The organism is Pseudomonas danubii, from assembly GCF_042980055.1.
GTDB lineage: Bacteria > Pseudomonadota > Gammaproteobacteria > Pseudomonadales > Pseudomonadaceae > Aquipseudomonas > Aquipseudomonas danubii.
On record NZ_CP116502.1, the window covers coordinates 2,246,027 to 2,271,635 of the forward strand.

30 protein-coding genes are annotated in these 25,609 nt (G+C 61.2%); 16 read left to right on the forward strand and 14 right to left on the reverse strand.

What is annotated here, in order from left to right:
• Window positions 1-43: 43 nt before the first annotated feature.
• A complete protein-coding gene (gene yjgA / locus PFZ56_RS10375; protein ID WP_102861144.1) occupies window positions 44-565 on the reverse strand; it encodes a ribosome biogenesis factor YjgA in 522 nt (173 codons plus the stop codon).
• 108 nt (window positions 566-673) lie between these two features.
• On the opposite strand from yjgA, the gene pmbA reads away from it, so the two are divergent.
• The 6 genes from pmbA to PFZ56_RS10405 all read left to right on the forward strand — a co-directional run bounded on the left by pmbA (window position 674) and on the right by PFZ56_RS10405 (window position 6,036).
• Window positions 674-2,020: a metalloprotease PmbA gene (gene pmbA / locus PFZ56_RS10380; RefSeq protein WP_102861145.1), complete on the forward strand. Its 1,347-nt coding sequence runs from the start codon at window positions 674-676 to the stop codon at window positions 2,018-2,020.
• A 235-nt stretch (window positions 2,021-2,255) separates the two neighbouring features.
• Complete coding sequence (locus tag PFZ56_RS10385; RefSeq protein ID WP_102861146.1) at window positions 2,256-2,651, forward strand: FagA protein; 396 nt, start codon at window positions 2,256-2,258, stop codon at window positions 2,649-2,651.
• Window positions 2,644-4,020, forward strand: coding sequence for an aspartate ammonia-lyase (locus PFZ56_RS10390; protein WP_102878373.1), 1,377 nt, complete (start codon window positions 2,644-2,646; stop codon window positions 4,018-4,020). Before PFZ56_RS10385 ends, PFZ56_RS10390 begins: the two co-directional genes overlap by 8 nt.
• 26 nt (window positions 4,021-4,046) lie before the next feature.
• Window positions 4,047-4,496: a hypothetical protein gene (locus PFZ56_RS10395; protein WP_102861148.1), complete on the forward strand. Its 450-nt coding sequence runs from the start codon at window positions 4,047-4,049 to the stop codon at window positions 4,494-4,496.
• 1 nt (window position 4,497) lies between these two features.
• Window positions 4,498-5,109, forward strand: a complete 612-nt coding sequence (locus PFZ56_RS10400) for a superoxide dismutase (protein ID WP_102861149.1) — start codon at window positions 4,498-4,500, stop codon at window positions 5,107-5,109.
• Between the two features lie 33 nt (window positions 5,110-5,142).
• Window positions 5,143-6,036 carry a ZIP family metal transporter gene (locus PFZ56_RS10405; RefSeq protein WP_102878375.1) on the forward strand — a complete coding sequence of 298 codons (894 nt, stop codon included), beginning with the start codon at window positions 5,143-5,145 and terminating at the stop codon, window positions 6,034-6,036.
• Between the two features lie 29 nt (window positions 6,037-6,065).
• On the opposite strand, the gene PFZ56_RS10410 is transcribed toward PFZ56_RS10405, so the two are convergent.
• The 10 genes from PFZ56_RS10410 to PFZ56_RS10455 form a co-directional block, all read right to left on the reverse strand.
• Window positions 6,066-6,338 carry an HPr family phosphocarrier protein gene (locus PFZ56_RS10410; protein ID WP_041115979.1) on the reverse strand — a complete coding sequence of 91 codons (273 nt, stop codon included), beginning with the start codon at window positions 6,336-6,338 and terminating at the stop codon, window positions 6,066-6,068.
• A 16-nt stretch (window positions 6,339-6,354) separates the two neighbouring features.
• Window positions 6,355-7,212, reverse strand: coding sequence for an RNase adapter RapZ (gene rapZ, locus PFZ56_RS10415; RefSeq protein ID WP_016966640.1), 858 nt, complete (start codon window positions 7,210-7,212; stop codon window positions 6,355-6,357).
• Between the two features lie 2 nt (window positions 7,213-7,214).
• Window positions 7,215-7,679, reverse strand: a complete 465-nt coding sequence (ptsN, locus tag PFZ56_RS10420) for a PTS IIA-like nitrogen regulatory protein PtsN (RefSeq protein WP_011059267.1) — start codon at window positions 7,677-7,679, stop codon at window positions 7,215-7,217.
• 12 nt (window positions 7,680-7,691) lie between these two features.
• Entirely contained in the window at window positions 7,692-7,997 is a 306-nt protein-coding gene (hpf, locus tag PFZ56_RS10425) for a ribosome hibernation-promoting factor, HPF/YfiA family (RefSeq protein ID WP_016966642.1), read from the reverse strand.
• Window positions 7,998-8,122: 125 nt separating this feature from the next.
• A complete protein-coding gene (locus tag PFZ56_RS10430) occupies window positions 8,123-9,616 on the reverse strand; it encodes an RNA polymerase factor sigma-54 (RefSeq protein WP_102861151.1) in 1,494 nt (497 codons plus the stop codon).
• A gap of 182 nt (window positions 9,617-9,798) precedes the next feature.
• Complete coding sequence (lptB, locus tag PFZ56_RS10435; protein ID WP_011059270.1) at window positions 9,799-10,524, reverse strand: LPS export ABC transporter ATP-binding protein; 726 nt, start codon at window positions 10,522-10,524, stop codon at window positions 9,799-9,801.
• The gene (lptA, locus tag PFZ56_RS10440; RefSeq protein WP_102861152.1) at window positions 10,524-11,069 is read right to left on the reverse strand and encodes a lipopolysaccharide transport periplasmic protein LptA; all 546 of its coding nucleotides are present in this window, start codon (window positions 11,067-11,069) and stop codon (window positions 10,524-10,526) included. Before lptA ends, lptB begins: the two co-directional genes overlap by 1 nt.
• Window positions 11,056-11,628 carry an LPS export ABC transporter periplasmic protein LptC gene (gene lptC, locus PFZ56_RS10445; RefSeq protein ID WP_102861153.1) on the reverse strand — a complete coding sequence of 191 codons (573 nt, stop codon included), beginning with the start codon at window positions 11,626-11,628 and terminating at the stop codon, window positions 11,056-11,058. The genes lptA and lptC overlap by 14 nt, the downstream gene beginning before the upstream one ends.
• A 9-nt stretch (window positions 11,629-11,637) precedes the next feature.
• The gene (locus tag PFZ56_RS10450) at window positions 11,638-12,162 is read right to left on the reverse strand and encodes an HAD family hydrolase (protein WP_102861154.1); all 525 of its coding nucleotides are present in this window, start codon (window positions 12,160-12,162) and stop codon (window positions 11,638-11,640) included.
• Window positions 12,162-13,136 (reverse strand): KpsF/GutQ family sugar-phosphate isomerase, encoded by a 975-nt coding sequence (locus PFZ56_RS10455; RefSeq protein WP_102878376.1) that lies wholly within the window; start codon window positions 13,134-13,136, stop codon window positions 12,162-12,164. The genes PFZ56_RS10450 and PFZ56_RS10455 overlap by 1 nt, the downstream gene beginning before the upstream one ends.
• A 264-nt stretch (window positions 13,137-13,400) precedes the next feature.
• Here PFZ56_RS10455 and PFZ56_RS10460 point away from each other — a divergent pair, with 264 nt between their 5' ends.
• From PFZ56_RS10460 to hisC, 10 genes are all read left to right on the forward strand, one after another.
• On the forward strand, window positions 13,401-14,210 hold the full coding sequence (locus PFZ56_RS10460; RefSeq protein ID WP_102861156.1) for an ATP-binding cassette domain-containing protein: 810 nt from the start codon (window positions 13,401-13,403) through the stop codon (window positions 14,208-14,210).
• Window positions 14,210-15,007: a lipid asymmetry maintenance ABC transporter permease subunit MlaE gene (gene mlaE / locus PFZ56_RS10465; RefSeq protein WP_102861157.1), complete on the forward strand. Its 798-nt coding sequence runs from the start codon at window positions 14,210-14,212 to the stop codon at window positions 15,005-15,007. Before PFZ56_RS10460 ends, mlaE begins: the two co-directional genes overlap by 1 nt.
• Window positions 15,007-15,474, forward strand: coding sequence for an outer membrane lipid asymmetry maintenance protein MlaD (mlaD, locus tag PFZ56_RS10470; protein ID WP_011059277.1), 468 nt, complete (start codon window positions 15,007-15,009; stop codon window positions 15,472-15,474). The genes mlaE and mlaD overlap by 1 nt, the downstream gene beginning before the upstream one ends.
• 11 nt (window positions 15,475-15,485) lie before the next feature.
• Window positions 15,486-16,139 carry a phospholipid-binding protein MlaC gene (locus tag PFZ56_RS10475; RefSeq protein WP_102861158.1) on the forward strand — a complete coding sequence of 218 codons (654 nt, stop codon included), beginning with the start codon at window positions 15,486-15,488 and terminating at the stop codon, window positions 16,137-16,139.
• Window positions 16,136-16,441 carry a lipid asymmetry maintenance protein MlaB gene (locus PFZ56_RS10480; RefSeq protein WP_102878377.1) on the forward strand — a complete coding sequence of 102 codons (306 nt, stop codon included), beginning with the start codon at window positions 16,136-16,138 and terminating at the stop codon, window positions 16,439-16,441. The genes PFZ56_RS10475 and PFZ56_RS10480 overlap by 4 nt, the downstream gene beginning before the upstream one ends.
• 117 nt (window positions 16,442-16,558) lie before the next feature.
• On the forward strand, window positions 16,559-16,798 hold the full coding sequence (locus PFZ56_RS10485) for a BolA family protein (protein ID WP_011059280.1): 240 nt from the start codon (window positions 16,559-16,561) through the stop codon (window positions 16,796-16,798).
• 22 nt (window positions 16,799-16,820) lie between these two features.
• A complete protein-coding gene (murA, locus tag PFZ56_RS10490) occupies window positions 16,821-18,086 on the forward strand; it encodes a UDP-N-acetylglucosamine 1-carboxyvinyltransferase (protein ID WP_102861160.1) in 1,266 nt (421 codons plus the stop codon).
• Between the two features lie 129 nt (window positions 18,087-18,215).
• On the forward strand, window positions 18,216-18,851 hold the full coding sequence (gene hisG, locus PFZ56_RS10495; protein ID WP_016968619.1) for an ATP phosphoribosyltransferase: 636 nt from the start codon (window positions 18,216-18,218) through the stop codon (window positions 18,849-18,851).
• A gap of 154 nt (window positions 18,852-19,005) precedes the next feature.
• On the forward strand, window positions 19,006-20,334 hold the full coding sequence (gene hisD / locus PFZ56_RS10500; RefSeq protein ID WP_047283941.1) for a histidinol dehydrogenase: 1,329 nt from the start codon (window positions 19,006-19,008) through the stop codon (window positions 20,332-20,334).
• A gap of 2 nt (window positions 20,335-20,336) precedes the next feature.
• Window positions 20,337-21,389 carry a histidinol-phosphate transaminase gene (gene hisC / locus PFZ56_RS10505; protein ID WP_110596057.1) on the forward strand — a complete coding sequence of 351 codons (1,053 nt, stop codon included), beginning with the start codon at window positions 20,337-20,339 and terminating at the stop codon, window positions 21,387-21,389.
• 82 nt (window positions 21,390-21,471) lie between these two features.
• Here the strand turns inward: hisC and PFZ56_RS10510 are convergent, their stop codons facing one another.
• The 3 genes from PFZ56_RS10510 to algW all read right to left on the reverse strand — a co-directional run bounded on the left by PFZ56_RS10510 (window position 21,472) and on the right by algW (window position 25,558).
• Window positions 21,472-22,200 carry a DUF4198 domain-containing protein gene (locus PFZ56_RS10510; RefSeq protein WP_170001149.1) on the reverse strand — a complete coding sequence of 243 codons (729 nt, stop codon included), beginning with the start codon at window positions 22,198-22,200 and terminating at the stop codon, window positions 21,472-21,474.
• A gap of 12 nt (window positions 22,201-22,212) precedes the next feature.
• Window positions 22,213-24,318 (reverse strand): TonB-dependent siderophore receptor, encoded by a 2,106-nt coding sequence (locus PFZ56_RS10515; RefSeq protein WP_170001148.1) that lies wholly within the window; start codon window positions 24,316-24,318, stop codon window positions 22,213-22,215.
• 85 nt (window positions 24,319-24,403) lie between these two features.
• On the reverse strand, window positions 24,404-25,558 hold the full coding sequence (algW, locus tag PFZ56_RS10520) for a Do family serine endopeptidase AlgW (protein WP_102878381.1): 1,155 nt from the start codon (window positions 25,556-25,558) through the stop codon (window positions 24,404-24,406).
• Window positions 25,559-25,609: the final 51 nt, after the last annotated feature.

Sequence of the window (25,609 nt, forward strand, 5' to 3'; positions counted from 1 at the left end):
GAGGGCGCCGGGTGAACTGCTGGGCAGCTCACCCGTGGAGGACTCAACGCAGACCGCGTTGGGTCTCGTCCAGCTCGCGGATGTACTTGAAGATTTTACGGCTGGAGGCCGGCGCCTTGTTATGGGCCACCTCGTGCTGGGCCTGACGAATCAGGGAGCGCAGTTGCTGGCGATCGGCGTCCGGGTATTCACTGACGAACTTTTCCAGAACGTCATCGCCGCCGCCGATCAGGCGGTCACGCCAACGTTCCAGGTTATGGAAACGTTCGTTGTACTGCCGGGTGGAGGCGTCGAGTTGGTCGAGCAGTTGCAGAATCGCGTCGGTGTCCTGGTCACGCATCAGCTTGCCGATGAATTGCAGGTGGCGCTTTCGGGCGATATGGGCGACGTGCTTGGGCGCATCCGCCAGGGCCCGGCGCAAGGCGTCGGTCAACGGCAGTTTGTTCAGCAAGTCAGGCTTGAGAGTGGTAAGGCGCTCGCCGAGATCAACCAGAGCATGCAGCTCGCGTTTGACCTGGGATTTGCTTTTCTCCCCATCGAGGGAGTCGTCGTAAGAATCAACCATGGTGGCAGTCCGCAAAGAAACGCCGCCATGATAACCAGTCGAGGGCCGCTTGTCCGGCCCGGTCGCTCGCCGGCCTTAATCGAAAGCAGAATTTGAGTGGAGAACAGCATGAGTGCAGCACAAAGCGTCGGCCCACAGGCTTTGCCGGCCCTGCAGGAGCAAGTCGAGCAGATCGTTGCCGAGGCCAAGCGCCAGGGGGCCAGTGCCTGCGAAGTAGCGGTGTCTCTGGAGCAGGGCCTGTCGACTTCGGTGCGCCAGCGGGAAGTGGAAACCGTGGAGTTCAACCGCGACCAGGGCTTTGGCATCACCCTCTATGTGGGTCAGCGCAAGGGTTCGGCCAGCACCTCTGCCAGCGGCCCCGAGGCCATTCGTGAAACCGTGGCCGCGGCCCTGGCAATCGCCAAGCACACCTCCGAAGACGAAGCCTCGGGGCTGGCCGATGCATCCTTGATGGCCAAGGACCTGCAGGACTTCGACCTGTTCCATGCCTGGGACATCACCCCAGAGCAGGCCATCGAGCAGGCCCTGGCCTGTGAAGCTGCGGCCTTTGCCGCCGACAGCCGGATCAAGAATGCCGACGGCACCACCCTGAGCACCCATCAGGGCTGTCGGGTGTATGGCAACAGTCACGGTTTTATCGGTGGTTATGCCTCCACTCGCCACAGTCTGAGCTGCGTGATGATTGCCGAGGCTGACGGCCAGATGCAGCGCGACTACTGGTATGACGTCAATCGCCAGGGCCAGTTGCTGGCCGACCCTGCGAGCATTGGTCAGCGTGCTGCCCAACGCGCGGCCAGTCGACTTGGCGCCCGCCCGGTGCCGACCTGCGAAGTGCCGGTGCTGTTTTCTGCGGAACTGGCCGGCGGCCTGTTCGGCAGTTTTCTCGGCGCGATTTCCGGCGGCAATCTGTATCGCAAGTCATCCTTCCTTGAAGGCGCCTTGGGCCAACAGCTGTTTCCCCAGTGGCTGACCATCGATGAGCGTCCGCACCTGATGCGCGCCATGGGCAGTTCGGCGTTCGATGGTGACGGCCTGGCCACTTACGCCAAGCCTTTCGTCAAGGACGGGGAGTTGGTGTCCTATGTGCTGGGCACCTACTCGGGACGCAAGCTGGGCATGCCGAGTACCGCCAACGCCGGTGGCGTGCACAATCTGTTCGTCACCCATGGCGATGAAGACCAGGCGGCGCTGCTGCGGCGCATGGGGCGTGGCCTGTTGGTGACCGAGTTGATGGGGCATGGCCTGAACATGGTCACTGGGGATTACTCCCGTGGTGCGGCGGGTTTCTGGGTCGAGAATGGCGAGATCCAGTTCGCGGTGCAGGAAGTCACCATTGCCGGTAATTTGCGGGACATGTTCAAGCAGATCATTGCCGTGGGTAACGACCTGGAACTGCGCAGCAACATCCGCACCGGCTCGGTGCTGATCGAACGCATGACTGTCGCTGGTAGCTGACCGCCCTCCTGGGTCATCCAAACGCGCCACCTCCCCGGGTGGCGCGTTTTTTTATGCCTGGCGCTTTCTAAGCTGGCTTGCCAGCGAAGGCGTCCTGACGCTCGATACCCGGCACAAGGGCTCATTCGCCGCCAAGTCGGCTCCTACAAGGGTTGGGTAAAATTCGTACAAGTCAGATTGATTTGATTCTCAATATCATTTAATAATGAAAATCATTATTCAATGAGCCCAGGTCATGAGTTCTGCCTTGCACGAGCAGCCCTACCTCGAAAGCTGGCGCTGGATGAGTCGCCAGATCCGTTGCGCACTGGAACCGGACGAACCGCGTCTGATCGAGCATTACCTCGCCGAGGGCCGCTACCTGGCGTGCTGCACCGCGATGTCGGCCTGGACCGTCGCTGAAACCTCCTTCCGTTTGTTGATCGATACCGCTACCGATACTGCGCTGCCCTGGCACTGGCGCAGCCTGTGCCTGGATCAGGCCTGGCGGCCATTGCGTGACATGGAGCGGTTGTCTTTGTGCAAGTGCCGGCTCAAGCGCTGGCAAAGCCATGCCTGGCAACTGGCGACCTGTTCGCTGCTGCCTTCCATTCCTCTGATTGAACTGGTGCAAGGATTTCCCGATGAGTAATACCCGTATCGAACGCGACAGCATGGGCGAACTGCAGGTCCCGGAGCAGGCCTTGTATGGCGCGCAGACTCAGCGCGCGGTGGATAACTTTCCCATCAGCGGGCAACGCATGCCGGCAGCCTTCATTCGTGCCCTGATTCTGGCCAAGGCTGCAGCGGCCGAGGCCAACGTCGAGCTTGGGCAGCTCAGCGCGTCCCAGGGCAAGGCCATTGTCGATGCCGCCCAGGGGCTGTTGGAAGGCGACTACATGCAGCACTTTCCGGTGGACATCTTCCAGACCGGCTCCGGTACCAGTTCCAACATGAACGCCAACGAAGTGCTGGCGACCCTGGCCAGCCGCCTGTTGGGCGAGCCGGTCAACCCCAATGACCACGTCAACTGTGGCCAGAGCAGCAACGACATCATTCCCACCACCATTCACGTCAGCGCAGCCCTGACCCTGCATGAGCAACTGCTGCCGGCACTGGTGCATCTGGTGGAGGTCATTGAGCGCAAGGCGGTGCAGGTGCATCCCTTCATCAAGACCGGTCGTACCCACCTGATGGATGCCATGCCGGTGCGAATGAGCCAGGTGCTGGACGGTTGGGCGCAGCAGCTCAAGGCCAATATCGCTCACTTGCAGGACCTGCTGCCGAGCCTGCAGGCCCTGGCTCAGGGCGGCACCGCCGTGGGGACTGGAATCAACGCTCACCCCGAGTTCGCTGCGCGCTTCAGCCGGCAGTTGAGCAAGCTGACCCAGGTGCAGTTCACCCCGGGCAAGAACCTGTTCGCCCTGATCGGCTCACAGGACACGGCGGTCACGGTGTCCGGCCAGCTCAAGGCCACTGCGGTGTCGTTGATGAAGATCGCCAACGACCTGCGCTGGATGAACTCCGGTCCACTGGCGGGGCTTGGCGAGATCGAGCTGGAGGGGCTGCAGCCGGGCTCGTCGATCATGCCGGGCAAGGTCAATCCGGTGATTCCGGAAGCCGTGGCGATGGTCGCGGCCCAAGTCATTGGTAACGACAGCACCATCACCGTGGCCGGGCAATCGGGCAACTTCGAGCTCAACGTGATGCTGCCGATCATTGCCCAGAACCTGCTCGGTAGCATTGAGCTGCTGGCCAACTCCAGTCGCCTGTTGGCGGACAAGGCCATTGCCAGCTTCAAGGTCAACGAGCCCAAGCTCAAGGAAGCACTGTCACGCAACCCGATCCTGGTGACTGCTCTGAACCCGATCATCGGGTATCAGAAGGCCGCTGAAATTGCCAAGACCGCCTACAGGCAAGGTCGCCCGGTGATCGACGTGGCACTTGAACTCACTGATCTGCCACGCAGCCAGCTTGAGGTCCTGCTGGACCCGGAAAAACTCACCGCAGGCGGCGTGTAACCCCAACACCGCTTTGGAGGCTCACCATGGAGCACTGGAAACGCACGATCGAAAGGGCCAATCGCCTCTTTATGCAGGGCGAACTGGTGGATGCTCGCGAGTTCTACCTGCAGGCACTGGCCTTGGCCCAGGTGTTGTTCGAGCGCTGGGGGGATGCCGACGAGGCGGTGGCAGCCTGTGTGATTTCCCATCACAACCTGGCGGACCTGCATTTGCGCCTGAACCAGCCGGAGGAGAGCGCGGAGTACCTCTGCGCGATCCACCAGCGCCTGCTGCAGACCATGCAGGACAGCCGCCTCAGCCCTGCCTTGCGCGAAGCGGCTTTGCGCCAGAGCAGCAAGACCTACGTCGAGCTGCTGAATTTCATCGGTGATCACGGTGAGTACCCCCGTACTCATCGCTTGCTGGACAGCAACGTCGCGGGCCTGTCAGCCGACAGCCCGCTAGCCGACAGCCCCTCTTACGGAGCCCATTGATATGTCCTTTACCTTGCCTGCACTGCCTTATGCCTACGACGCCCTGGAGCCGCACATCGATGCGCAGACCATGGAGATTCACTACAGCAAGCACCACCAGACCTACATCAACAATCTCAATGCCGCTGTAGAAGGCACTGAATGGGCGGGCTGGGAAGTCGAAAAACTGGTGGCCAGCGTCCAGCAACTGCCGGAAAAACTTCGGGCCGCGGTGATCAACCAAGGGGGCGGCCACGCCAACCATTCGCTGTTCTGGGCGGTGATGACCCCGGCCGGCGGCGGTAAGCCCGAGGGTGCCCTGGCTCAGGCAATCGAACAGCAACTGGGTGGTTTCGAGCGCTTCAAGGAGGCGTTCACCAAGGCTGCGCTGACCCGTTTCGGCAGTGGCTGGGCCTGGCTCAGCGTGACTCCGGAGAAAAAGCTGCTGGTGGAAAGCAGCGGTAACCAGGACAGCCCGCTGATGAATGGCAACACGCCGATTCTCGGTCTGGACGTGTGGGAGCACGCCTACTACCTGCGTTATCAGAACCGTCGGCCGGAATACATCAATGCGTTCTACAACGTGATCAATTGGCCGGAAGTCGCTCAACGCTATCAGGCCGCGATGGCCTGATACCTCCTTTCATAACAAGACCTAAGGCCGACTATGGGCACTGAAACACTGGCGATCAGCAGCGGACGGATGTTTCGTTATGCCTTCGGTTCGCTGTTGCTGTTGGCGGGCACTGCGCTGCTGGTGGCTCAAGGGCTGAGCTGGCTGGATCTGGAACCAAGGTTGTTGCGCGCCTTGCAGGGTGGCTCGATCTGCGCGTTGGGCACGGCACTGGGGGCGGTCCCGGTGCTGGTGATCCGCAGAATGCCGATGGCCGTGAGCGATACGTTGCTGGGTTTTGGCGCTGGGGTGATGCTGGCGGCGACGGCGTTTTCGCTGATTGTTCCCGGTATTGCCGCTGCTCAAGACTTGGGCTTGTCTGCCTGGGGCTCCAGTGGCCTGGTTTGCGCCGGCATCATGCTGGGGGCTTTTGGCTTGTTCCTGGTGGATCGCAAGGTGTCGGGAGCCAGCCCCGAAGTGCTGGTAGGTACGGCGGAGCATCCGGTGATTGCGCCACGCATCTGGCTGTTTGTCTTTGCCATCATTGCCCACAACATTCCGGAAGGCATGGCGGTGGGGGTGTCGGCAGGGGGCGGCATGGCGGATGCGGACAGCTTGGCCATGGGTATTGCCCTGCAGGATGTGCCGGAGGGGTTGGTGATCGCTCTGGTGCTGGCGGGGGCGGGGATGTCGCGGGTCAGGGCATTTCTGATTGGCGCCGCTTCAGGCTTGGTGGAGCCGGTCTTTGCCTTGCTCTGTGCCTGGTTGGTCAGTCTGGCGCAGGTGCTGCTGCCGCTGGGTTTGGCCCTGGCGGCGGGAGCCATGTTGCTGGTGGTGACTCATGAAGTCATTCCCGAGTCCCGTCGCAATGGTCACGAAAAGCTTGCCAGCCTCGGATTGTGCATCGGCTTTTGCCTGATGATGGTGATGGATACGGCGCTCGCCTGAGGGCCGTTTGGCGAGTGGCCCGCAGGGGCTTACTCGCCCTCGTCGAAGTAGTTGTTGATCAATGCCACCAGCGCATTCAGCGCTTCCTGTTCTTGCTCGCCTTCGGTCTTCAGATGGATCTTGGTGCCCTTGCCTGCGGCGAGCATCATCATGGCCATGATGCTTTTGCCGTCCACCATTGACTCCGGGCTCCTGCCGGCGCGGATCTGGCAGGGGAACTGTCCCGCTACACCGACGAATTTGGCTGAGGCGCGGGCGTGCAAACCCAGTTTGTTGATGATCTCGATTTCCAGAGCTGGCATCGCGGGGTAGATCCTTTCAGCTAAGGTCGCGGTGGCGAACCTGGACGTTCTTCAGGGTTTTTTGCAACACCTTGCCCAGGCGCTCGGTCAGGTACACGGAGCGGTGATGTCCGCCGGTGCAGCCAATGGCAATGGTCACGTAGGCGCGGTTGCTGGCAGCGAAGCGTGGCAGCCACTTGAGCAGATAGCTTTCGATGTCCTGGAACATTTCTTCGACATCGGGCTGTGCGGCCAGGTATTCGGCCACGGGAGCGTCCAGACCGGATTGGGCGCGCAGTTCGGGCTTCCAGTACGGATTGGGCAGGCAGCGCACGTCAAACACCAGGTCGGCGTCCACCGGCATGCCGCGCTTGAAACCGAAAGACTCCACCAGGAACGCGGTCCCGGGTTCGGGTTGGTTCAGCAGGCGCAGCTTGATGGTGTCCCGCAACTGGTAGAGGTTCAGATTGGTGGTGTTGACCTTGAGGTCGGCCAGATCGACGATCGGCCCCAGCAGTTGAGTCTCATCGTGGATGGCTTCAGCCAGCGAGCGATTGGCACTGCTCAGCGGGTGGCGCCGCCGGGTTTCCGAGAAACGCTTGAGCAGGGTTTCCTCATCGGCGTCCAGATAGAGCACGTCGCACTGGATATGCCGGCTGCGCACTTCTTCCAGCAACTCGGGGAAGCGCGACAGATGGCTGGGCAGGTTTCGGGCGTCGATGGAAACCGCTACCAGAGGTTGTGCCAGTTCCGTGTGAATCAACGCGCGCTCGGCCAGCTCGGGCAGCAAGCCGGCGGGAAGGTTGTCGATGCAGTAGTAGCCGTGGTCCTCAAGAACATCGAGGGCGGTGCTTTTACCTGAGCCGGAGCGGCCGCTGACAATGATCAAGCGCATGGTTACTGACCGTTTTGCTCGTCCAGGACAACCTGATACAAGGCTTCATTGCTGGTGGCACTGCGCAGCCGGTCACGGACTTCCTTGCGATCGAGCATGCTGGCGATCTGCCGGAGCAGTTCCAGGTGTGCGTCGGTAGCGGCTTCCGGAACCAGGAGGACGAACAGCAGATCCACGGGTGCACCGTCGATGGCGTCGAAATCGATCGGAGCGTCCAGGTGCATCAATGCACTGATAGGCGACTCACAGCCTTTGAGGCGGCAGTGGGGAATGGCGATGCCGTTGCCAAAACCGGTGGAACCGAGTTTTTCACGGGCGATCAGGCTCTCGAAGACATCCTGCATCTCCAGATCAGGCACTTCGCGGCTGATCAGGTTGGCAATTTGTTCGAGGGCGCGTTTTTTACTGCCGCCCGGCACGTTCACCAGGGAACGGCCGGGGGTCAGGATGCTTTCAAGTCGGATCATGAGAGGGGAGTGTTAGCGACCCGTGCCTTGGAGAAGGTGGAGTTGCTTTTCCTTATGCTTTTTCAGTTGGCGGTCAAGCTTGTCCGTGAGCAGGTCGATTGCGGCATACATATCGTCATGTTCTGCATTGGCGACGACCTCCCCACCGTGGATGTGCAGGGTGGCTTCGATTTTCTGCTTCAGCTTCTCGACAGCCATGGTGACCTGCACATTGGTAATCTTGTCGAAGTGCCGCTCCAGCCGGTCGAGTTTCTCGCCGATGTAAGCGCGCAGAGGTTCAGTCACTTCGAGTTGGTGTCCACTGATGTTGACTTGCATACAGCTTCTCCTTCGTTGCCAGTGCATAACGCGACAGGCTGGGTTGCCTGCCACCTAGACCGCGTTTGAAACCGACTTTCGGCCTGTTTCAAACACACTCTGAAACGCTGTGGCCAGCCCTGCGGCTACATCAACCGCTTCCGTTCGCTGGAAGGCGCGATCCCAAGGGATTCGCGGTACTTGGCGACGGTACGACGGGCTACCTGAATGCCTTGTGCCTCCAGTAAACCAGCGATCTTGCTGTCACTCAACGGCTTTTTCTGATTTTCCGCAGCCACCAGTTTTTTGATGATCGCGCGGATCGCCGTGGACGAGCATTCGCCGCCTTCGGAGGTGCTGACGTGGCTGGAGAAAAAGTATTTCAGTTCATATATGCCCCGGGGGGTATGCATGAATTTTTGCGTGGTTACACGGGAAATGGTCGATTCGTGCATGCCCACAGCTTCAGCGATGTCATGCAGAACCAGAGGTTTCATGGCTTCGTCGCCGTACTCCAGGAAGCCTCGTTGGTGCTCGACGATCTGAGTGGCGACTTTCATCAGGGTTTCGTTGCGGCTCTGCAGGCTCTTGATGAACCAGCGAGCTTCCTGCAACTGATTGCGCATGAAGGTGTTGTCGGCACTGGTGTCGGCGCGGCGAACAAAGCCGGCGTACTGTGCGTTGACCCGCAGGCGTGGCACGGACTCCTGATTCAGCTCCACCAGCCAGCGCTCGTTGTCCTTGCGCACGATGACGTCCGGGACCACGTATTCGGCTTCGCTGGATTCGATCTGTGAGCCCGGGCGCGGGTTGAGGCTTTGCACCAGTTCGATGACCTGGCGCAGCTCGTCTTCCTTGAGCTTCATGCGGCGCATCAGCTGGCTGTAGTCGCGACTGCCCAGGAGGTCGATGTAGTCACTGACCAGGCGCTGGGCTTCGCTCAGCCAGGGAGTTTTCGCTGGCAGTTGGCGCAGTTGCAGCAGCAGGCATTCACCCAGGTTGCGGGCGCCGATGCCGGCTGGCTCGAATTGCTGGATGCGGTGCAGGACGGCTTCGATCTCGTCCAGCTCGATGTCCAACTCCGGATCGAAGGCCTCGAGAATCTCTTCAAGGGTTTCGTCCAGGTAACCCTGATTGTTGATGCAATCGATCAGGGTCACGGCGATCAGGCGGTCGGTATCCGACATTGGCGCCAGGTTCAGTTGCCAGAGCAGGTGGCTTTGCAGGCTCTCGCCGGCCGATGTGCGAGTGGTGAAGTCCCATTCATCATCATCACTGCTGGGCAGGCTGCTGGCGCTGGTCTGGTAGACGTCTTCCCACGCGGTGTCCACCGGTAGCTCGTTGGGGATGCGTTCGTTCCATTCGCCTTCCTCGAGGTTATCCACCGTGGGGGCGGTTTCCTGGTAGGAGGGTTCCTGAATCTCGGTGTTGGGTTTGGACTCGGTGTTGTCGGCCAAGGGGTCGCTGTTGTCGAAGTCTTCGCCATCTTCCTGGCGTTCGAGCATCGGGTTGGACTCCAGGGCCTCCTGGATTTCCTGTTGCAGGTCCAGGGTCGACAATTGGAGCAGGCGGATGGCCTGTTGCAGCTGCGGTGTCATCGTCAGCTGCTGGCCCATTCTCAGGACTAGCGATGGTTTCATGGCAGGGGCTTAACACCTTATTTGCCGGCGCACATGCGCCATCCACTACAGGGCGCCGGAGCGCCAAACATAAGCAAATTATATGCCTGAAACTGAAGTGTTTGCCTAGAGCGCTGTAACAATAAAATCAGTAGGGATTTATTGTTCCTGGCGCTCTGGCATCTAGCCCGACACCTCAGCCTTTACAGGCGGAACTCATGGCCCAGGTAGACTTCCTTGACCAATTCGTTGGCCAGGATGGTCTCGGAGTCGCCTTCGGCAATCAGTTGCCCGTCATTGACGATATAGGCGGTTTCACAGATGTCCAGGGTTTCGCGGACATTGTGGTCGGTGATCAGCACCCCGATGCCCTTGGCCTTCAGGTGGTGGATGATCTGCTTGATATCGCCGACCGAGATCGGGTCCACGCCGGCGAAGGGTTCGTCCAGCAGGATGAACTTGGGCGCGGTGGCCAGGGCGCGGGCGATTTCCACGCGACGGCGCTCACCACCGGACAGGCTCATGCCGAGGTTGTCGCGGATATGGTTGATGTGGAACTCCTGCAGCAGGCTTTCCAGTTCCTGGCGACGGCCGGCCTTGTCGAGTTCCTTGCGGGTCTCGAGGATGGCCATGATGTTGTCGGCCACCGACAGCTTGCGGAAGATCGAGGCTTCCTGTGGCAGGTAGCCGATGCCGGCGCGGGCGCGACCGTGCATCGGTTGGTGGCTGACATCCAGGTCGTCGATCAGGACGCGGCCCTGGTCGGCCTGGACCAGGCCGACGATCATGTAGAAACAGGTGGTCTTGCCGGCGCCGTTGGGGCCGAGCAGGCCGACGATCTGGCCGCTGTCGATGGACAGGCTGACATCACGCACGACCTGACGGCTCTTGTAGCTCTTGGCCAGGTGCTGAGCTTTCAGAGTTGCCATTACTGGGCCTTTTGCTCGTCGGTTTTCTTTTTCGGCTGGATGACCATGTCGATCCGCGGACGTGGCGCGGTGACCGAGCTGCCATTGGCGCGACCGGCGTTAGCCACTTGCTTGACGGTGTCGTAGACGATCTTCTCGCCTTCGGTGGTGTTGCCGTCGTTGATGACCTTGGCTTTGTCGATCAGCACGATGCGATTCTGCTGAGCGTGGTACTGGATGGTCACGGCGTAGGCCTGAACCGGTTTCGGGTCGGTCTGCTTCTGCAGCTGCTCGAAGTAGGCGAGGTTGCCCACCGACGTCACTACGTCGATTTCGCCGCTCTGGGCTCGGGTGATGGTCACGGTGTTGCCAGTGATCTTCATCGAACCCTGGGTGATGATCACATCGCCCTTGTAGGTGGCTACGCCGTTCTTATCGTCCAACTGGGCGTCGTCGGCCTGGATGCGGATTGGCTGTTGGCTATCGTTCGGCAGAGCCCAGGCGCTCACGCTTCCCAGTGCTGCGCCCAGACTGAGCAAAATAGGGAGGGTTTTAACGAGCCTCATACTGTCCTCTTACGTTCGATAGCAGGTTCATCCTGCCGTCTTTCAAATACGCTTTCATTCCCTTGGCCGTAGTCACGCCGCCGGCGCCGTCGATTCTAACGGCTTGCTCGGTCTGCGCATATTGCTTCTGCGGGAATACTGTCATGCGGCTGGTGGTGATCAGCAGGTTGCGGTTGCGCTCATCAGTGCGGGAAACCCGTACCGAATCGATCAGCTCGACCTCGGTGCCGTCCGGATTGACTTCGCCGCGCTCGCTCTGGACGTGCCAGGGGAAAGTGGTGCCGCGGTACATCTGCAGGTCCGGCTTGGTCAGCAGCGTCACTTCGCTGGCCTTGACGTGCTCCACTTTGTCCGAGGTCATTTCGTACTGCAGCTTGCCGTCAGGAAGGTACTGCACGCTGCGAGCGTTGATCACGTAATAGTCGATGGCGTTGTCGTCGACCTGCACTACCGGCTTGTCGAGGAAGCGCTCAGGGCTGATGTTCCAGTAACCGACCGCCGCGAACAGCAGGGCGATGATCCCGAATATCAGGATGTTGCGAATCTTTTTACTCAGCATGGGAGGGCTCTATAAATAAGCGGCGTTGGCTGCTTCAAGGCGGTCCTGGGCTTGCAGGATCAGCTCGCAGAACTCCCGGGCAGCGCCTTCGCCACCGCGGGCTACAGTGATGCCATGGGCGTGTTCGCGGACAAAGCCGGCTGCGTTGGCCACCGCCATGCCCAGGCCGACACGGCGGATCACCGGCAGGTCGGGCAGGTCGTCGCCCAGATAGGCGACCTGTTCATAGCTTAGGCCCAGTTGGGCAAGAAGTTCGTCCAGCACCACCAGCTTGTCTTCACGACCCTGGTAGAGGTGGGGAATCCCCAGGTTCTTGGCCCGGCGCTCCACCACAGGGGTCTTGCGCCCGCTGATGATCGCCGTCTGCACCCCGGCGGCCATGAGCATCTTGATGCCTTGGCCGTCGAGGGTATTGAACGTCTTGAACTCGCTGCCGTCCTCAAGGAAGTACAGGCGACCGTCGGTCAGTACGCCGTCGACGTCGAAAACCGCCAGCTTGATGTTTTTACCGCGTTGCAGCAGGTCGGCACTCATTACATCACTCCCGCGCGCAGCAGATCGTGCATGTTCAAGGCGCCGATCGGCCGGTCTTCCTTGTCCACCACCACCAGGGCGCTGATTTTATGGTCTTCCATGATCTTCAGGGCTTCGGCTGCCAGCATATCGGCGCGTGCCGTCTTGCCGTGAGGGGTCATGACCGAGTCGATGGTGGCGTGATGAATATCGATGGCGCGATCCAGGGTGCGGCGCAAGTCGCCGTCGGTGAAGATCCCGGCCAGGCGGCCATCGGCCTCCAGGATCACGGTCATGCCCAGGCCCTTGCGGGTCATCTCCATGAGCGCGTCCTTGAGCAGGGTGCCCCTTTGCACGTGTGGCAACTCGGTGCCTTCATGCATCACATTCTCCACCTTGAGCAGCAGACGGCGGCCCAGGGCGCCTCCGGGATGGGAGAAAGCGAAGTCTTCGGCGGTGAACCCGCGAGCTTCCAGCAGGGCCACGGCCAGGGCATCGCCCATGACCAGGGCGGCAGTGGTCGAGGAGGTCGGCGCCAGGTTCAGCGGGCAGGCCTCGTGTTCGACATGCACATTGAGGTTGACGTCGGCGGCCTTGGCCAGCGGCGAGTCAGGGTTGCCGGTCAGGCTGATCAACTGGATGCCCAGGCGCTTGATCAAGGGCAGCAGGGTGACGATTTCGTTGGTGGAGCCGGAGTTGGAGAGGGCCAGGATCACGTCGTCGCGAGTGATCATGCCCATGTCGCCATGACTGGCTTCAGCCGGGTGGACAAAGAAAGCCGTGGTGCCGGTGCTGGCCAGGGTGGCGGCGATCTTGTTGCCGACGTGCCCGGACTTGCCCATGCCGACCACTACCACGCGGCCTTTACTGGCCAGAATCATCTCGCAAGCGCGTACGAAATCTGCATCGATATGGGGCAGCAAGCCTTCTACGGCCTGAAGTTCGAGGCGGATGGTGCGTTGTGCTGATTGAATCAGGTCGCTGGATTGGCTCATGTCTGAAATCGTATAGCCCGATGAAAAGGCGGCGATTATAGCGGTAATGAACAAATCCCTCACGCAAGTTCGTCAGCCTTTATCTGGCCGGTATTAGGATTCCTCCGATTTTGCCTGTCTTGGACCTGAACGTTCACGGCTTCGGCCTTGGGGGCTCCGTATCAGCAGTGATATAGTTCGCCGCCAGTTCGGCCTGCCCAGGGGCACGTACTCCCGGCAGGGAGCCAAGCGTCCGAGTGATAGGCTGCATCGCAAGGAGTTTAGATGAGTGCCGATAACGCCTACGCGGTCGAGCTGAAGGGACTGTCCTTCAAGCGCGGTACGCGCAGCATTTTCAATAACGTGGATATCCGTATTCCGCGGGGCAAGGTCACCGGCATCATGGGGCCTTCAGGCTGCGGAAAAACCACCCTGTTGCGCTTGATGGGCATGCAATTGCGGCCCAGCAGCGGCGAAGTGTGGGTCAACGGCCAGAATCTGCCTACCCTCTCGCGCAGCGATCTGTTCGATGCACGCAAGCAAATGGGCGTTCTGTTCCAGAGCGGCGCGCTGTTCACCGACCTGGACGTGTTCGAGAACGTGGCCTTTCCGCTGCGGGTACATACCGAGCTGCCGGACGAAATGATTCGTGACATCGTGCTGCTCAAGCTACAGGCGGTGGGCCTGCGCGGTGCCGTCGACCTGATGCCCGACGAGCTGTCCGGCGGCATGAAGCGTCGGGTCGCCCTGGCCCGGGCCATCGCCCTGGACCCGCAGATTCTCATGTACGACGAGCCTTTCGTGGGCCAGGACCCGATTGCCATGGGCGTCCTGGTGCGCTTGATTCGCCTGCTCAACGATGCCCTGGGCATTACCAGCATCGTGGTGTCCCACGATCTTGCGGAAACCGCGAGCATTGCCGATTACCTCTATGTGGTCGGCGATGGCCAGGTATTGGGGCAGGGAACTCCTGACGAACTGATGGACTCCGACAATCCGCGTATCCGTCAATTCATGAAGGGCGATCCCGACGGCCCAGTGCCGTTTCACTTTCCAGCGACGGATTACCGCGCAGATCTTCTGGGGAAGCGCTGATGCGCAAAATATCGCTAATCGAGAGGGTTCGCCTCTTCGGTCGCTCAGGCATCGATGTCCTGGCGGTACTGGGGCGCTCCACGCTGTTTCTGTTTCATGCGTTGCTGGGGCGCGGCGGCATTGGCGGCAGCTTTGGCCTGCTGGTCAAGCAACTGCATTCGGTGGGCGTGATGTCCCTGGTGATCATCGTCGTGTCCGGGATCTTCATCGGCATGGTGCTGGCGCTGCAGGGCTTCAACATTCTGTCCAGCTACGGTTCGGAGCAGGCCGTCGGGCAAATGGTTGCCCTGACCTTGCTGCGGGAGTTGGGCCCGGTGGTGACTGCGTTGCTGTTCGCCGGTCGTGCCGGGTCGGCGCTGACCGCGGAAATCGGCAACATGAAGTCCACCGAGCAACTCTCCAGCCTGGAGATGATCGGGGTCGATCCACTCAAGTACATCATTGCGCCGCGCCTGTGGGCCGGCTTCATTTCCCTGCCGTTGCTGGCGATGATTTTCAGCGTGGTGGGAATCTGGGGTGGTTCCTGGGTGGCTGTCGACTGGCTGGGCGTCTATGACGGTTCCTACTGGGCGAACATGCAGAACAGCGTGACCTTCACCGGTGACGTGCTCAACGGTGTGATCAAAAGTATTGTTTTTGCGTTTGTAGTGACCTGGATCGCCGTATTCCAAGGCTACGACTGTGAGCCCACTTCAGAAGGGATCAGCCGTGCCACTACCAAGACCGTGGTGTATGCCTCGTTGGCCGTACTCGGCTTGGACTTTATTCTGACCGCCTTGATGTTTGGAGATTTCTGATGCAAAACCGCACCCTGGAAATCGGTGTCGGCCTTTTTCTGCTGGCCGGCATCCTGGCTTTGCTGTTGCTTGCCCTGCGGGTCAGTGGCTTGTCTCCGACTGCGAGCACCGATACCTATAAACTTTACGCCTACTTCGACAATATCGCCGGTTTGACGGTCAGAGCTAAGGTGACCATGGCCGGTGTGACCATCGGCAAGGTTACAGCGATCGATCTGGACCGTGACAGCTTCACCGGCCGGGTGACGATGCAACTGGAAAAGCGTGTGGATAATCTGCCGACCGACTCCACTGCATCTATCCTGACGGCTGGCCTGTTGGGTGAGAAGTACATCGGTATCAGCGTGGGCGGGGAAGAAGCCTTGCTCAAGGATGGTGGAACCATCCACGACACCCAGTCGTCGCTGGTGCTGGAGGACCTGATCGGTAAATTCCTGCTCAATACCGTTAGCAAAGACGCCAAATGAGGAGTTTTTCGATGATCTCTATCTTGCGACGTGGCTTGTTGGTCCTGCTGGCGGCTTTGCCGTTGCTGGCCAATGCGGCAAGCACGCCTTCCGCGCATGATCTGGTGCAGGACACGACCACCCGGCTGCTGGCGGATCTGGCGGCCAATAAAGAGAAGTACAAGCAAAGCCCGAACGACTTCTACAACGCCTTGAACGGTATTGTCGGTCCGGTGGTGGACGCCGATGGCATCTCCCGCAGCATCATGACCGTGAAGTATTCGCGCAAGGCCACCCCTGAGCAGATGGCGCGCTTCCAGGAAAACTTCAAGCGCAGCCTGATGCAGTTCTATGGCAATGCCTTGCTGGAGTACAACAACCAGGGCATCACTGTTTCTCCTGCCAAGGATGAAAGCGGTACCCGTACCAGCGTGGATATGCAGGTCAAAGGCAACAACGGCGCGATCTACCCGGTGTCCTACACCCTGGAGAAGATCAACGACGAGTGGAAAGTGCGTAACGTGATTATCAACGGCATCAATATCGGCAAGCTGTTCCGTGATCAGTTCGCCGATGCCATGCAGCGTAACGGCAACAACCTGGACAAGACCATCGACGGCTGGGCCGGCGAAGTGGCCAAGGCCAAGGAAGTGACCGAAGACGCCGCAGATAAGGTTGCGCAATGAGCGAGTCCGCCGTACGCCTCGGGGACGCCGGGGAGTTGCTGATCAGCGGTGTGCTGGATTACCGCAGCGGTCCGGGTCTGCGCAAGCAGGGCCAGGCATTGATCAAGTCCAGCACCGCTGCGGCGTTGGTGCTGGATTGCTCGGCGGTGGAAAAGTCCAGCAGTGTCGGCCTGGCCCTGCTGCTGGCCTTCATGCGTGATGCCCAGGACCTGGGCAAGGCAGTGAGTGTTCGTGCCTTGCCCGAAGACATGCGAGAAATTGCCGAAGTATCCGGGGTCACCGAGATCCTTCTCCATCCGTAGTAACCCACATCTATATAGAAGCCCCCCGTCAGAGTCCTGCTATGCGGGGTTCGCAGGCGCGGGGCTTTTTTGTATGATGTCCGACCCGCGCGCACAGGGCGCCGATTGAGGTTGAGCATGCAGGCCAACGAAGTGAAGAGCTTTCTTGAGGGAAAGCTGCCCGGAGCTCAGGTAGAAGTTGAGGGCGAAGGCTGCAACTTTCAGCTGAACGTGATTAGCGACGAACTGTCGGCCTTGAGCCCGGTGAAGCGTCAGCAGAGCATCTATGCCCATTTGAATCCATGGATTGCCGATGGCAGCATCCACGCGATCACTATGAAATTTTTCAGCCGCGCGGCCTGGGCCGAGCGCACCTGAGCCCAAGGGCGTCGAGACTGTTATGGATAAATTGATTATTACCGGCGGCGTTCGCCTTGATGGCGAGATCCGCATTTCCGGGGCCAAGAACTCCGCGCTGCCGATTCTGGCAGCAACCCTGCTGTGCGATGGCCCGGTCACCGTGGCCAACCTCCCGCACCTGCACGACATCACCACCATGATCGAACTGTTCGGTCGCATGGGCATCGAGCCGGTGATCGACGAGAAACTGAGCGTCGAAATCGATCCACGCACCATCAAGACCCTGGTGGCGCCATACGAGCTGGTGAAAACCATGCGCGCCTCGATCCTGGTACTGGGCCCGATGGTTGCCCGTTTCGGCGAAGCCGAAGTGGCCCTGCCAGGCGGTTGCGCCATCGGTTCGCGTCCAGTGGACCTGCACATTCGCGGCCTGGAAGCCATGGGCGCGGTGATCGATGTCGAGGGCGGCTACATCAAGGCCAAGGCGCCTGAAGGCGGCCTGCGCGGTGCCAACTTCTTCTTCGATACCGTGAGTGTGACCGGTACCGAGAACATCATGATGGCCGCTGCCCTGGCCAAGGGCCGCAGCGTGCTGCAGAACGCCGCCCGCGAACCTGAAGTCGTCGACCTGGCGAACTTCCTGATCGCCATGGGTGCGAAGATTTCCGGTGCTGGCACCGACACCATCACCATCGATGGCGTCGAGCGTCTGCATTCGGCGATCTACAAAGTGATGCCTGACCGTATCGAAACCGGTACCTACCTGGTGGCCGCAGCCGTCACCGGCGGCCGGGTCAAGGTCAAGGACACCGATCCGACCATCCTTGAAGCCGTTCTGGAAAAGCTCAAGGAAGCGGGCGCCGAAGTCACCACCGGCAGCGACTGGATCGAGCTCAACATGCATGGCAAGCGCCCCAAGGCGGTCAACGTGCGTACTGCTCCGTATCCGGCGTTCCCGACCGACATGCAAGCGCAGTTCATTTCCCTGAACGCGATTGCCGAAGGCACGGGGGCGGTCATCGAGACCATTTTCGAAAACCGCTTCATGCACGTGTACGAGCTGCACCGCATGGGCGCCAAGATCCAGGTCGAAGGCAACACCGCGATCGTTACCGGCACCGAGATCCTCAAGGGCGCGCCAGTGATGGCCACCGACCTGCGGGCCTCGGCCAGCCTGGTGATCTCGGCCCTGATGGCCGAAGGCGACACCCTGATCGACCGCATCTACCACATCGACCGTGGTTACGAGTGCATCGAAGAGAAGCTGCAGATGCTCGGCGCCAAGATCCGCCGCGTACCGGGCTAGTTGCATGACGGGCACAGGGAGGTGCCCAACGCTGAATCAGTTCCACGTCGAGCCTGTCTTCAGGCTCGACGCATGTCTGGCGCCGTTTGCGTCCGGGCATCAGTCGCCGCATAAGGACTTACGTTACTCATGTTGACCATCGCACTGTCCAAGGGCCGTATCCTCGACGACACGCTGCCGCTTCTGGCTGAAGCGGGCATCGTGCCAACCGAGAATCCGGACAAGAGCCGCAAACTGATCATCCCCACGACCCAGGACGACGTTCGCCTGCTGATCGTGCGTGCCACTGACGTACCGACCTATGTCGAACATGGCGCCGCCGACCTCGGGGTGGCCGGCAAGGACGTCCTGATGGAGTACTCCGGCCAGGGCTTGTACGAACCGCTGGACCTGCAGATTGCCCAGTGCAAGCTGATGACCGCCGGTGCGATTGGCGCCGTCGAACCCAAGGGGCGCCTGCGCGTGGCCACCAAGTTCGTCAACGTCGCCAAGCGTTATTACGCCGAGCAGGGCCGTCAGGTCGACATCATCAAGCTTTACGGCTCGATGGAGCTGGCGCCGCTGATCGGTCTGGCGGACAAGATCATCGACGTGGTCGACACCGGCAACACCCTGCGGGCCAACGGTCTGGAGCCCCAGGAACTGATCGCCACCATCAGCTCCCGCCTGGTGGTCAACAAGGCATCGATGAAGATGCAGCACGCCCGTATCCAGGCGTTGATCGATACCCTGCGCAAGGCAGTGGAATCGCGACACCGCGGCTGATTCACATGCGTGGCCTTGAGCCGCGCCCATCTATCCGCGTCATAGCCAGAATGCTCAGGTGCCCACGCGGATGGCTTGGTAGTCTTGCGGCGCCTGAGCTTTGCAAATCCAAGCTTGCCCTTTTGTGCACTCGCCAATCATTGAGGCCTTCGCTATGACCGCTCCGACTGCAATTCGCCGACTCAACGCTGCCGACCCGGATTTCGCCCGTCATCTGGATCATCTGCTGAGCTGGGAAAGTGTCTCTGACGATTCGGTCAATCAGCGGGTGCTGGACATCATCAAGGCCGTGCGCGAGCGCGGCGATGCGGCGCTGGTGGAATTCACCCAGCGTTTCGACGGCCTGCAAGTGGCCTCCATGGCCGACCTGATCCTGCCTCGCGAGCGCCTGGAGCTGGCCCTGACCCGAATCACCGTGGCCCAGCGCGAAGCCCTGGAAAAGGCCGCGGCGCGGGTGCGCAGCTACCACGAGAAGCAGAAGCAGGACTCCTGGAGCTACACCGAAGCCGACGGCACGGTGCTGGGCCAGAAGGTTACGCCGCTGGACCGCGCCGGCCTATACGTGCCGGGGGGCAAGGCGTCTTACCCGTCATCGGTGCTGATGAACGCGATCCCGGCCAAGGTGGCGGGCGTGACCGAGGTGGTGATGGTGGTGCCGACCCCCCGTGGTGAAGTCAACGAGCTGGTACTGGCCGCTGCCTGCATCGCCGGGGTCGACCGGGTGTTCACCATCGGTGGCGCCCAGGCCGTGGCCGCGCTGGCCTACGGCACCGAAAGCGTGCCCCAGGTGGACAAGGTGGTCGGACCGGGCAACATCTATGTGGCCACCGCCAAGCGCCACGTGTTTGGCCAGGTCGGGATCGACATGATCGCCGGTCCTTCGGAGATCCTTGTGGTTTGTGACGGCCAGACCGATCCGGACTGGATCGCCATGGACCTGTTTTCCCAGGCTGAGCACGACGAAGACGCCCAGGCAATCCTGGTCAGCCCGGACGCCGAGTTCCTCGACAAGGTGGCGGCGAGCATCGCCAAGCTGCTGCCGACCATGGAGCGCGCAGAAATCATCAACACCTCGATCAACGGCCGTGGCGCGCTGATCCAGGTTCGCGACATGCAGCAAGCCATGGACGTGGCCAACCGCATTGCCCCCGAGCACCTGGAGTTGTCGGTGGCCGACCCGCAAGCCTGGCTGCCGCAGATCCGCCACGCCGGGGCGATCTTCATGGGCCGTCACACCTCCGAGGCGCTGGGCGATTACTGCGCCGGGCCGAACCACGTGCTGCCGACGTCCGGTACTGCGCGTTTCTCCTCACCGCTGGGGGTGTATGACTTCCAGAAACGCTCGTCGATCATTTTCTGCTCCGAGCAGGGCGCGTCCGAGCTGGGGCGGACCGCCTCGGTGCTGGCCCGTGGCGAGTCGCTGACCGCCCACGCCCGCAGCGCCGAATACCGCATCGTCGACGACCAAGATCAGGGGCAATGAACATGAGCAAATTCTGGAGTCCGTTCGTCAAGAACCTGGTGCCTTACGTGCCGGGCGAACAACCCAAGCTGACCAAGCTGGTCAAGCTCAACACCAACGAAAACCCCTATGGCCCGTCGCCCAAGGCCCTGGCGGCGATGCAGGCCGAGCTCAATGACAACCTGCGCCTGTATCCCGACCCCAACAGCGACCTGCTCAAGCAGGCGGTGGCCCGCTATTACGGGGTGCAGGGCAATCAGGTATTCCTCGGCAACGGTTCCGACGAAGTCCTGGCGCACATTTTCCATGGCCTGCTGCAGCAGGATAAGCCGCTGCTGTTCCCGGACATCAGCTACAGCTTCTACCCGGTGTACTGCGGTCTATACGGCATCGACTACCAGGCGGTGCCCCTGGATGAACAGTTCCAGATCCGTGTGGCCGACTACGCCCAGCCCAACGGCGGGATCATCTTCCCCAACCCGAATGCGCCCACCGGCTGCTTGCTGGCCCTGGACGCGGTGGAGCAGATCCTCCAGGCCAGCCCGGATTCGGTGGTGGTCGTGGACGAAGCCTATATCGACTTCGGTGGCCAGACTGCCATCAGTCTGGTAGACCGCTACCCCAACCTGCTGGTGACCCAGACTCTGTCCAAGTCGCGCTCCCTGGCCGGCCTGCGGGTGGGCCTGGCGGTGGGGCATCCGGACCTGATCGAGGCCCTGGAGCGGATCAAGAACAGCTTCAACTCCTACCCTCTGGATCGCCTGGCCATTGTGGGTGCAGCGGCGGCCTTCGAGGACCGCGAGTACTTTGCCAAGACCTGCCAACGGGTGATCGACAGTCGTGAGTGGGTGGTGGCGCAGTTGCAGGCCAAGGGTTTTGAAGTATTGCCGTCGGCGGCCAACTTCATCTTTGCCCGCCACCCCCAGCACGACGCAGCCGGCCTGGCGGCCAAGCTGCGTGAGCAAGGGGTGATAGTGCGTCACTTCAAGCAGGAACGGATCGCCCAATTCCTGCGCATCAGCATCGGCACGCCGGAGCAGAACCAGGCGCTGATCGACGGATTGGGGCAGCTTTAAGTTAGAAGCCCAGAGCCAATGCTTGGAGCCTCTCGCTTGCAGCTACAAGCTTGCCGCTTGTAGCTGCAGCCCCCGGCTGCTCTCACTCGTGGTGCGGCTCGCCGAGGAAGGTCAGGGAGCTGAACAGGCCGCGTGAAGCCACATCCGGATCGTCCTTGAGCGGCACTTCAAGCTCTGCGGCAATCACGTTCAAGCCTTCATTTCTCACCAACACTTGAGCGCGTCCCTGGGCATCGGTTTCGGTGCTCAGGGTGCTCGGTGCATTGCGGTAATCGGCGATCAACTTGACCCCAGCCACGGGCTGCCCATCCAGCAGTACCCGCACCGGCAGGCTGTTGCCCTGGCCCACGGTCAGCGGGTCGACTTCCGGCAGGATCAGCAGCTTGAGCTGTTCCAGCTTGGGCAGCTTCGCCCCCGCTTGATAGATCGCCAGGCTGTACTTGAAGGTGTGGGTCGAGGCGATGGCCCCCGGGACTTTGCTGCGCCCCTGGTTGACCCAGCGTTTGTCCGCCGTTTGCGACCACGGACCGTTGTCCAGCGCCACAGCCAGCACCGCCGGTGGCTTGAGTGGTTGCAGGCGCGCGTGGTCGGCCAGGCGTTGCACGCTCACCGGAATCATTCTGGCTGCTGCGTCGTAGGCCCAGGCACCACTGACCTTCTTGGCCTTGAAGGCGTCGTCTTCGGCGCCGTGGCCGTAGATCACTTCGATATTGCCGCGGCGCTGTTCGGTCCACAGACCGTGGGCCGAGGCCTGGGTTGTACCCAGGGTGGCGAGCAGGCCCAGCAGGGCGATTGATTTGAGGTTGTGCATGGCGATTTCCGGCTACAGGTTGAGTGTCAGGCTGACGGTGAAGTTGCGCGGCTCGCCGGGGTTGACCCAGTAGTTGCTGTAGGAGCGCTCGTAGTACTTCTCGTCGAACAGGTTGTTCAGGTTCAGGCCCAGGGTCAGGTTGTCGCTGGCCTTGTAGTGGGCCAGCAGGTCCAGGGTGCGGTAGGCGGGCAACTCGAAGCGGCCTCCGGCCTCGCCTGAGCGATCGCCGACGTAGGTCAGGGCGGCGCCGACGTCCGAGCCTTTGAGTCGTCCGTCCTGGAACTCATAGACGCCCAACAGGCTGCCACTGTGCTTGGCCACGCCGAGTATGCGACTGCCGGCGGGGATCGCCCGATCGCCCTTGGTGACCTCGGCATCGATCAGCGCATAGGCACCAATCACCCGCACCGCATCGGTCAACTGGCCGGTCACTTGCACGTCGAAGCCCTGGCTGCGGGCCTTGCCCACGGCGCGGCTGGAGTCGGTGCCGGGGTCCAGGGCCAGGACGTTTTCCTTGTCGATATGGAAGGCGGCGAGGGTGGCGCTCAGGCGTTCGTCGAACAGCTCGCTCTTGATCCCCACTTCATAACCGACCCCTTCCTCGGGCTTGAAGGTCTTGCCGGCCGCATCCAGTCCGTTGTTGGGCTTGAACGAGGTGGAGGCGTTGGCGAACAGCCCCAACTGCGGAGTCAGTTGATACAGCAGGCCGGCGCGCTGGGTCAGGGCGTCGTGGCTCTGGCGGCTGCGCTTGCCGGTGGTGTGGTCGTCGATCCGTTGCTCGAAATGTTCGAAGCGGGCGCCGAGCATGCCGCGCAGGCGGTCGTTGAAGACAATCTGGTCCTGCAGGTTGAGGGCCTGGCTTTCGACATGTTCGAAAAAGTCCGTGCCGGAACGTTTGCCGTTGGGCTTGGCCTGGCCGTAGATCGGGTCGTAGATGTCGACAGCGTAGGCGCCGCCGGCGATGGTGGTGACCCGCTCGTTCTTGCGGTAGTTCTCGTATTCGCTGCCGATCAGCAACTCGTGCTGCCAACTGCCGATGTCGAACAGGCCGCGCAGTTCCAGTTGGGTGATGCTGTCGTGCCAGTTGTTGTCGCGCTCGCGATAGCGCCGGTTGACGGTGTGCTGGTCGGCATTCAGCGGGCGGGTTTCCGAGGCGAAGCCCCACAACTTGCCTTCCTTGTAGTGGCTGGCCAGGCGCAGCTTCCAGCTGTCGTTGAGGTGATGTTCCAGGGCGGCCTGGAGCATGGTGTTGTGGTTGTCGATGTTGCCGTCGTTGGGTTCACCGAGGAAGGTCGAGCGCGAGACGCCGCTCCAGCGATTGTTGGGCGCGACGATGCCGCGGTCGAAGGTCGAGCTGTGGCGCACGAACTCGCTCTCCACCAGCAGGCTGGTGTCCGGGTTCAGCTGCCAACTGAAGGAAGGGGCGACGAACAACCGGCGGCTGTTCACATGGTCGCGGAAGCTGTGGTTGTCCTCCACCGCCAGGTTGACCCGGGACAGCAGGTTGCCCTGGTCATCCAGCGGGGTGTTGAGGTCCAGGGCGGTGCGGTAGCGGTCCCAGCTGCCGGCGCTGGTCTGCAGGGTGGCGAAGGCTTCGGGCTGAGGTTTCTTGGTGACGATGTTCACCGTACCGCCGGGATCGCCCCGGCCATAAAGGCTGGCCGCCGGTCCCTTGAGCACTTCGATGCGCTCGATATTGGCCGCATCCGGGGTGCTGGGATAACCGCGATTGGCGCTGAAACCGTCCTTGTAGAACTCCGAGGTGGTGAAGCCGCGCACGCTGTATTCATACAGGGTCAGGCCGCCGAAGTTGTTCTGCTTGGAGACCCCTCCGGCGAACTCCAGGGCCCGCTCGACGTTACTGCTGCCCAGGTCCTTGAGCACGCTGGCGGGGATCACGCTGATGGACTGCGGGATATCGCGGATTGCCGTGTCAGTCTTGGTGGCGCTGGCCGAGCGAGTGGCCCGGTAACCTTTGACCGGGCCGCTGGCAGACTCGTATTCGGTGGTGATGCGGGTGGTTTCAAGTTCCAGCGACTGCGGTTCTTCGGCAAGCAGCGGGTCTGCCAGCAGGCCTAGGGTCAGGCCTGCCAAGGGGAGGATTTTTCGGGACGTCATCGGGCTGTTCCAATAGCAATATTGAAACAATATAACATGACTGATGAGAATGTATGTTGTTAGCCCGGCATGGCCGGGCGCACATTCACTCTTCTTCTTTGACCGGTGCGGGCGGCGGACGCAGGCCGATTTCTGCGGTCAGCTTGAGTTCCTTGCCGTTGCGCATGACCTGGATCGAGACTTTGTCCGTCGGTTTGATTCGCGCCACCTGATTCATCGAACGACGACCATCGCCGGCGGGTTCGCCGTCGATGCTGAGGATCACATCACCCAGCTGCATACCGGCCTTCTGCGCCGGACCGTCGCGGAAGATCCCGGCCACCACGATTCCAGGCCGCCCGGCCAGGCCGAAGGACTCTGCCAGCTCCTGGGTCAGCGGCTGCACTTCGATGCCCAGCCAGCCACGGATCACCTGGCCATGCTCGATGATCGATTTCATCACCTCCATGGCCAGTTTGATCGGGATCGCGAAGCCGATGCCCTGGGAACCGCCGGACTTGGAGAAGATGGCGGTGTTGATCCCGGTCAGGTTGCCGTTGGCGTCTACCAATGCACCACCAGAGTTGCCTGGGTTGATCGCGGCATCGGTCTGGATGAAGTCTTCGTAGTTGTTCAGGCCCAGCTGGTTGCGCCCGGTGGCGCTGATGATGCCCATGGTCACGGTCTGGCCGACCCCGAACGGGTTGCCGATGGCCAGGGCGACGTCACCGACACGGACGTTTTCCGAGCGGCCGACGGTGATCGAAGGCAGTTTTTTCAAGTCGATCTTGAGTACCGCCAGATCGGTTTCCGGATCGCTGCCGATGACCCTTGCCAGGGTTTCACGGCCATCCTTGAGCGCCACCACGATCTGCTCGGCGCCGGAAGTCACGTGGTTGTTGGTCAGCAGGTAGCCTTCGGGGCTCATGATCACCCCGGAACCCAGGCTTGACTCCATGCGCTGCTGCTTGGGCAGGTTGTCGCCGAAGAAACGCCGGAACTGCGGGTCTTCAAACAGCGGATGCGCGGGTTTGTTGATCACTTTGGTGGTGTACAGGTTGACCACCGCGGGCGCGGCAATCAGTACCGCATCGGCGTAGGAGACTGGCCCCTGCTGGGTGCTGGTGGTTTGCGGAGCTTGCTGCAGGTTGACGTCCAGGCTGGGTAGCCCGACCCATTGCGGATAACGCTGAATAATCAACAACGCGATAAGCACGCCGGCCAGTAGCGGCCAGCCAAAAAAACGCAGAGCCTTGAGCATTGAGCAAGTCCTGGGTGGTTACGAAGGGCTGCGCACGGCCCATAATGTCGC

Excerpts from the sequence above, each read along its gene's own strand:
- PFZ56_RS10385 (WP_102861146.1), top strand. The coding sequence starts at position 2,256 with ATGAGTTCTGCCTTGCACGAGCAGCCCTACCTCGAAAGCTGGCGCTGG.
- PFZ56_RS10395 (WP_102861148.1), top strand. The coding sequence starts at position 4,047 with ATGGAGCACTGGAAACGCACGATCGAAAGGGCCAATCGCCTCTTTATG.
- PFZ56_RS10460 (WP_102861156.1), top strand. The coding sequence starts at position 13,401 with ATGAGTGCCGATAACGCCTACGCGGTCGAGCTGAAGGGACTGTCCTTC.
- mlaE (WP_102861157.1), top strand. The coding sequence starts at position 14,210 with ATGCGCAAAATATCGCTAATCGAGAGGGTTCGCCTCTTCGGTCGCTCA.
- lptB (WP_011059270.1), bottom strand. The coding sequence starts at position 10,524 with ATGGCAACTCTGAAAGCTCAGCACCTGGCCAAGAGCTACAAGAGCCGT.
- murA (WP_102861160.1), top strand. The coding sequence starts at position 16,821 with ATGGATAAATTGATTATTACCGGCGGCGTTCGCCTTGATGGCGAGATC.
- PFZ56_RS10510 (WP_170001149.1), bottom strand. The coding sequence starts at position 22,200 with ATGCACAACCTCAAATCAATCGCCCTGCTGGGCCTGCTCGCCACCCTG.
- PFZ56_RS10480 (WP_102878377.1), top strand. The coding sequence starts at position 16,136 with ATGAGCGAGTCCGCCGTACGCCTCGGGGACGCCGGGGAGTTGCTGATC.
- yjgA (WP_102861144.1), bottom strand. The coding sequence starts at position 565 with ATGGTTGATTCTTACGACGACTCCCTCGATGGGGAGAAAAGCAAATCC.
- hisC (WP_110596057.1), top strand. The coding sequence starts at position 20,337 with ATGAGCAAATTCTGGAGTCCGTTCGTCAAGAACCTGGTGCCTTACGTG.
- hisD (WP_047283941.1), top strand. The coding sequence starts at position 19,006 with ATGACCGCTCCGACTGCAATTCGCCGACTCAACGCTGCCGACCCGGAT.
- PFZ56_RS10405 (WP_102878375.1), top strand. The coding sequence starts at position 5,143 with ATGGGCACTGAAACACTGGCGATCAGCAGCGGACGGATGTTTCGTTAT.
- PFZ56_RS10450 (WP_102861154.1), bottom strand. The coding sequence starts at position 12,162 with ATGAGTGCCGACCTGCTGCAACGCGGTAAAAACATCAAGCTGGCGGTT.
- lptC (WP_102861153.1), bottom strand. The coding sequence starts at position 11,628 with ATGCTGAGTAAAAAGATTCGCAACATCCTGATATTCGGGATCATCGCC.
- mlaD (WP_011059277.1), top strand. The coding sequence starts at position 15,007 with ATGCAAAACCGCACCCTGGAAATCGGTGTCGGCCTTTTTCTGCTGGCC.
- ptsN (WP_011059267.1), bottom strand. The coding sequence starts at position 7,679 with ATGATCCGACTTGAAAGCATCCTGACCCCCGGCCGTTCCCTGGTGAAC.
- PFZ56_RS10485 (WP_011059280.1), top strand. The coding sequence starts at position 16,559 with ATGCAGGCCAACGAAGTGAAGAGCTTTCTTGAGGGAAAGCTGCCCGGA.
- lptA (WP_102861152.1), bottom strand. The coding sequence starts at position 11,069 with ATGAGGCTCGTTAAAACCCTCCCTATTTTGCTCAGTCTGGGCGCAGCA.
- PFZ56_RS10430 (WP_102861151.1), bottom strand. The coding sequence starts at position 9,616 with ATGAAACCATCGCTAGTCCTGAGAATGGGCCAGCAGCTGACGATGACA.
- pmbA (WP_102861145.1), top strand. The coding sequence starts at position 674 with ATGAGTGCAGCACAAAGCGTCGGCCCACAGGCTTTGCCGGCCCTGCAG.
- PFZ56_RS10475 (WP_102861158.1), top strand. The coding sequence starts at position 15,486 with ATGATCTCTATCTTGCGACGTGGCTTGTTGGTCCTGCTGGCGGCTTTG.
- PFZ56_RS10515 (WP_170001148.1), bottom strand. The coding sequence starts at position 24,318 with ATGACGTCCCGAAAAATCCTCCCCTTGGCAGGCCTGACCCTAGGCCTG.
- rapZ (WP_016966640.1), bottom strand. The coding sequence starts at position 7,212 with ATGCGCTTGATCATTGTCAGCGGCCGCTCCGGCTCAGGTAAAAGCACC.
- hpf (WP_016966642.1), bottom strand. The coding sequence starts at position 7,997 with ATGCAAGTCAACATCAGTGGACACCAACTCGAAGTGACTGAACCTCTG.
- hisG (WP_016968619.1), top strand. The coding sequence starts at position 18,216 with ATGTTGACCATCGCACTGTCCAAGGGCCGTATCCTCGACGACACGCTG.
- PFZ56_RS10390 (WP_102878373.1), top strand. The coding sequence starts at position 2,644 with ATGAGTAATACCCGTATCGAACGCGACAGCATGGGCGAACTGCAGGTC.
- PFZ56_RS10400 (WP_102861149.1), top strand. The coding sequence starts at position 4,498 with ATGTCCTTTACCTTGCCTGCACTGCCTTATGCCTACGACGCCCTGGAG.
- algW (WP_102878381.1), bottom strand. The coding sequence starts at position 25,558 with ATGCTCAAGGCTCTGCGTTTTTTTGGCTGGCCGCTACTGGCCGGCGTG.
- PFZ56_RS10455 (WP_102878376.1), bottom strand. The coding sequence starts at position 13,136 with ATGAGCCAATCCAGCGACCTGATTCAATCAGCACAACGCACCATCCGC.
- PFZ56_RS10410 (WP_041115979.1), bottom strand. The coding sequence starts at position 6,338 with ATGCCAGCTCTGGAAATCGAGATCATCAACAAACTGGGTTTGCACGCC.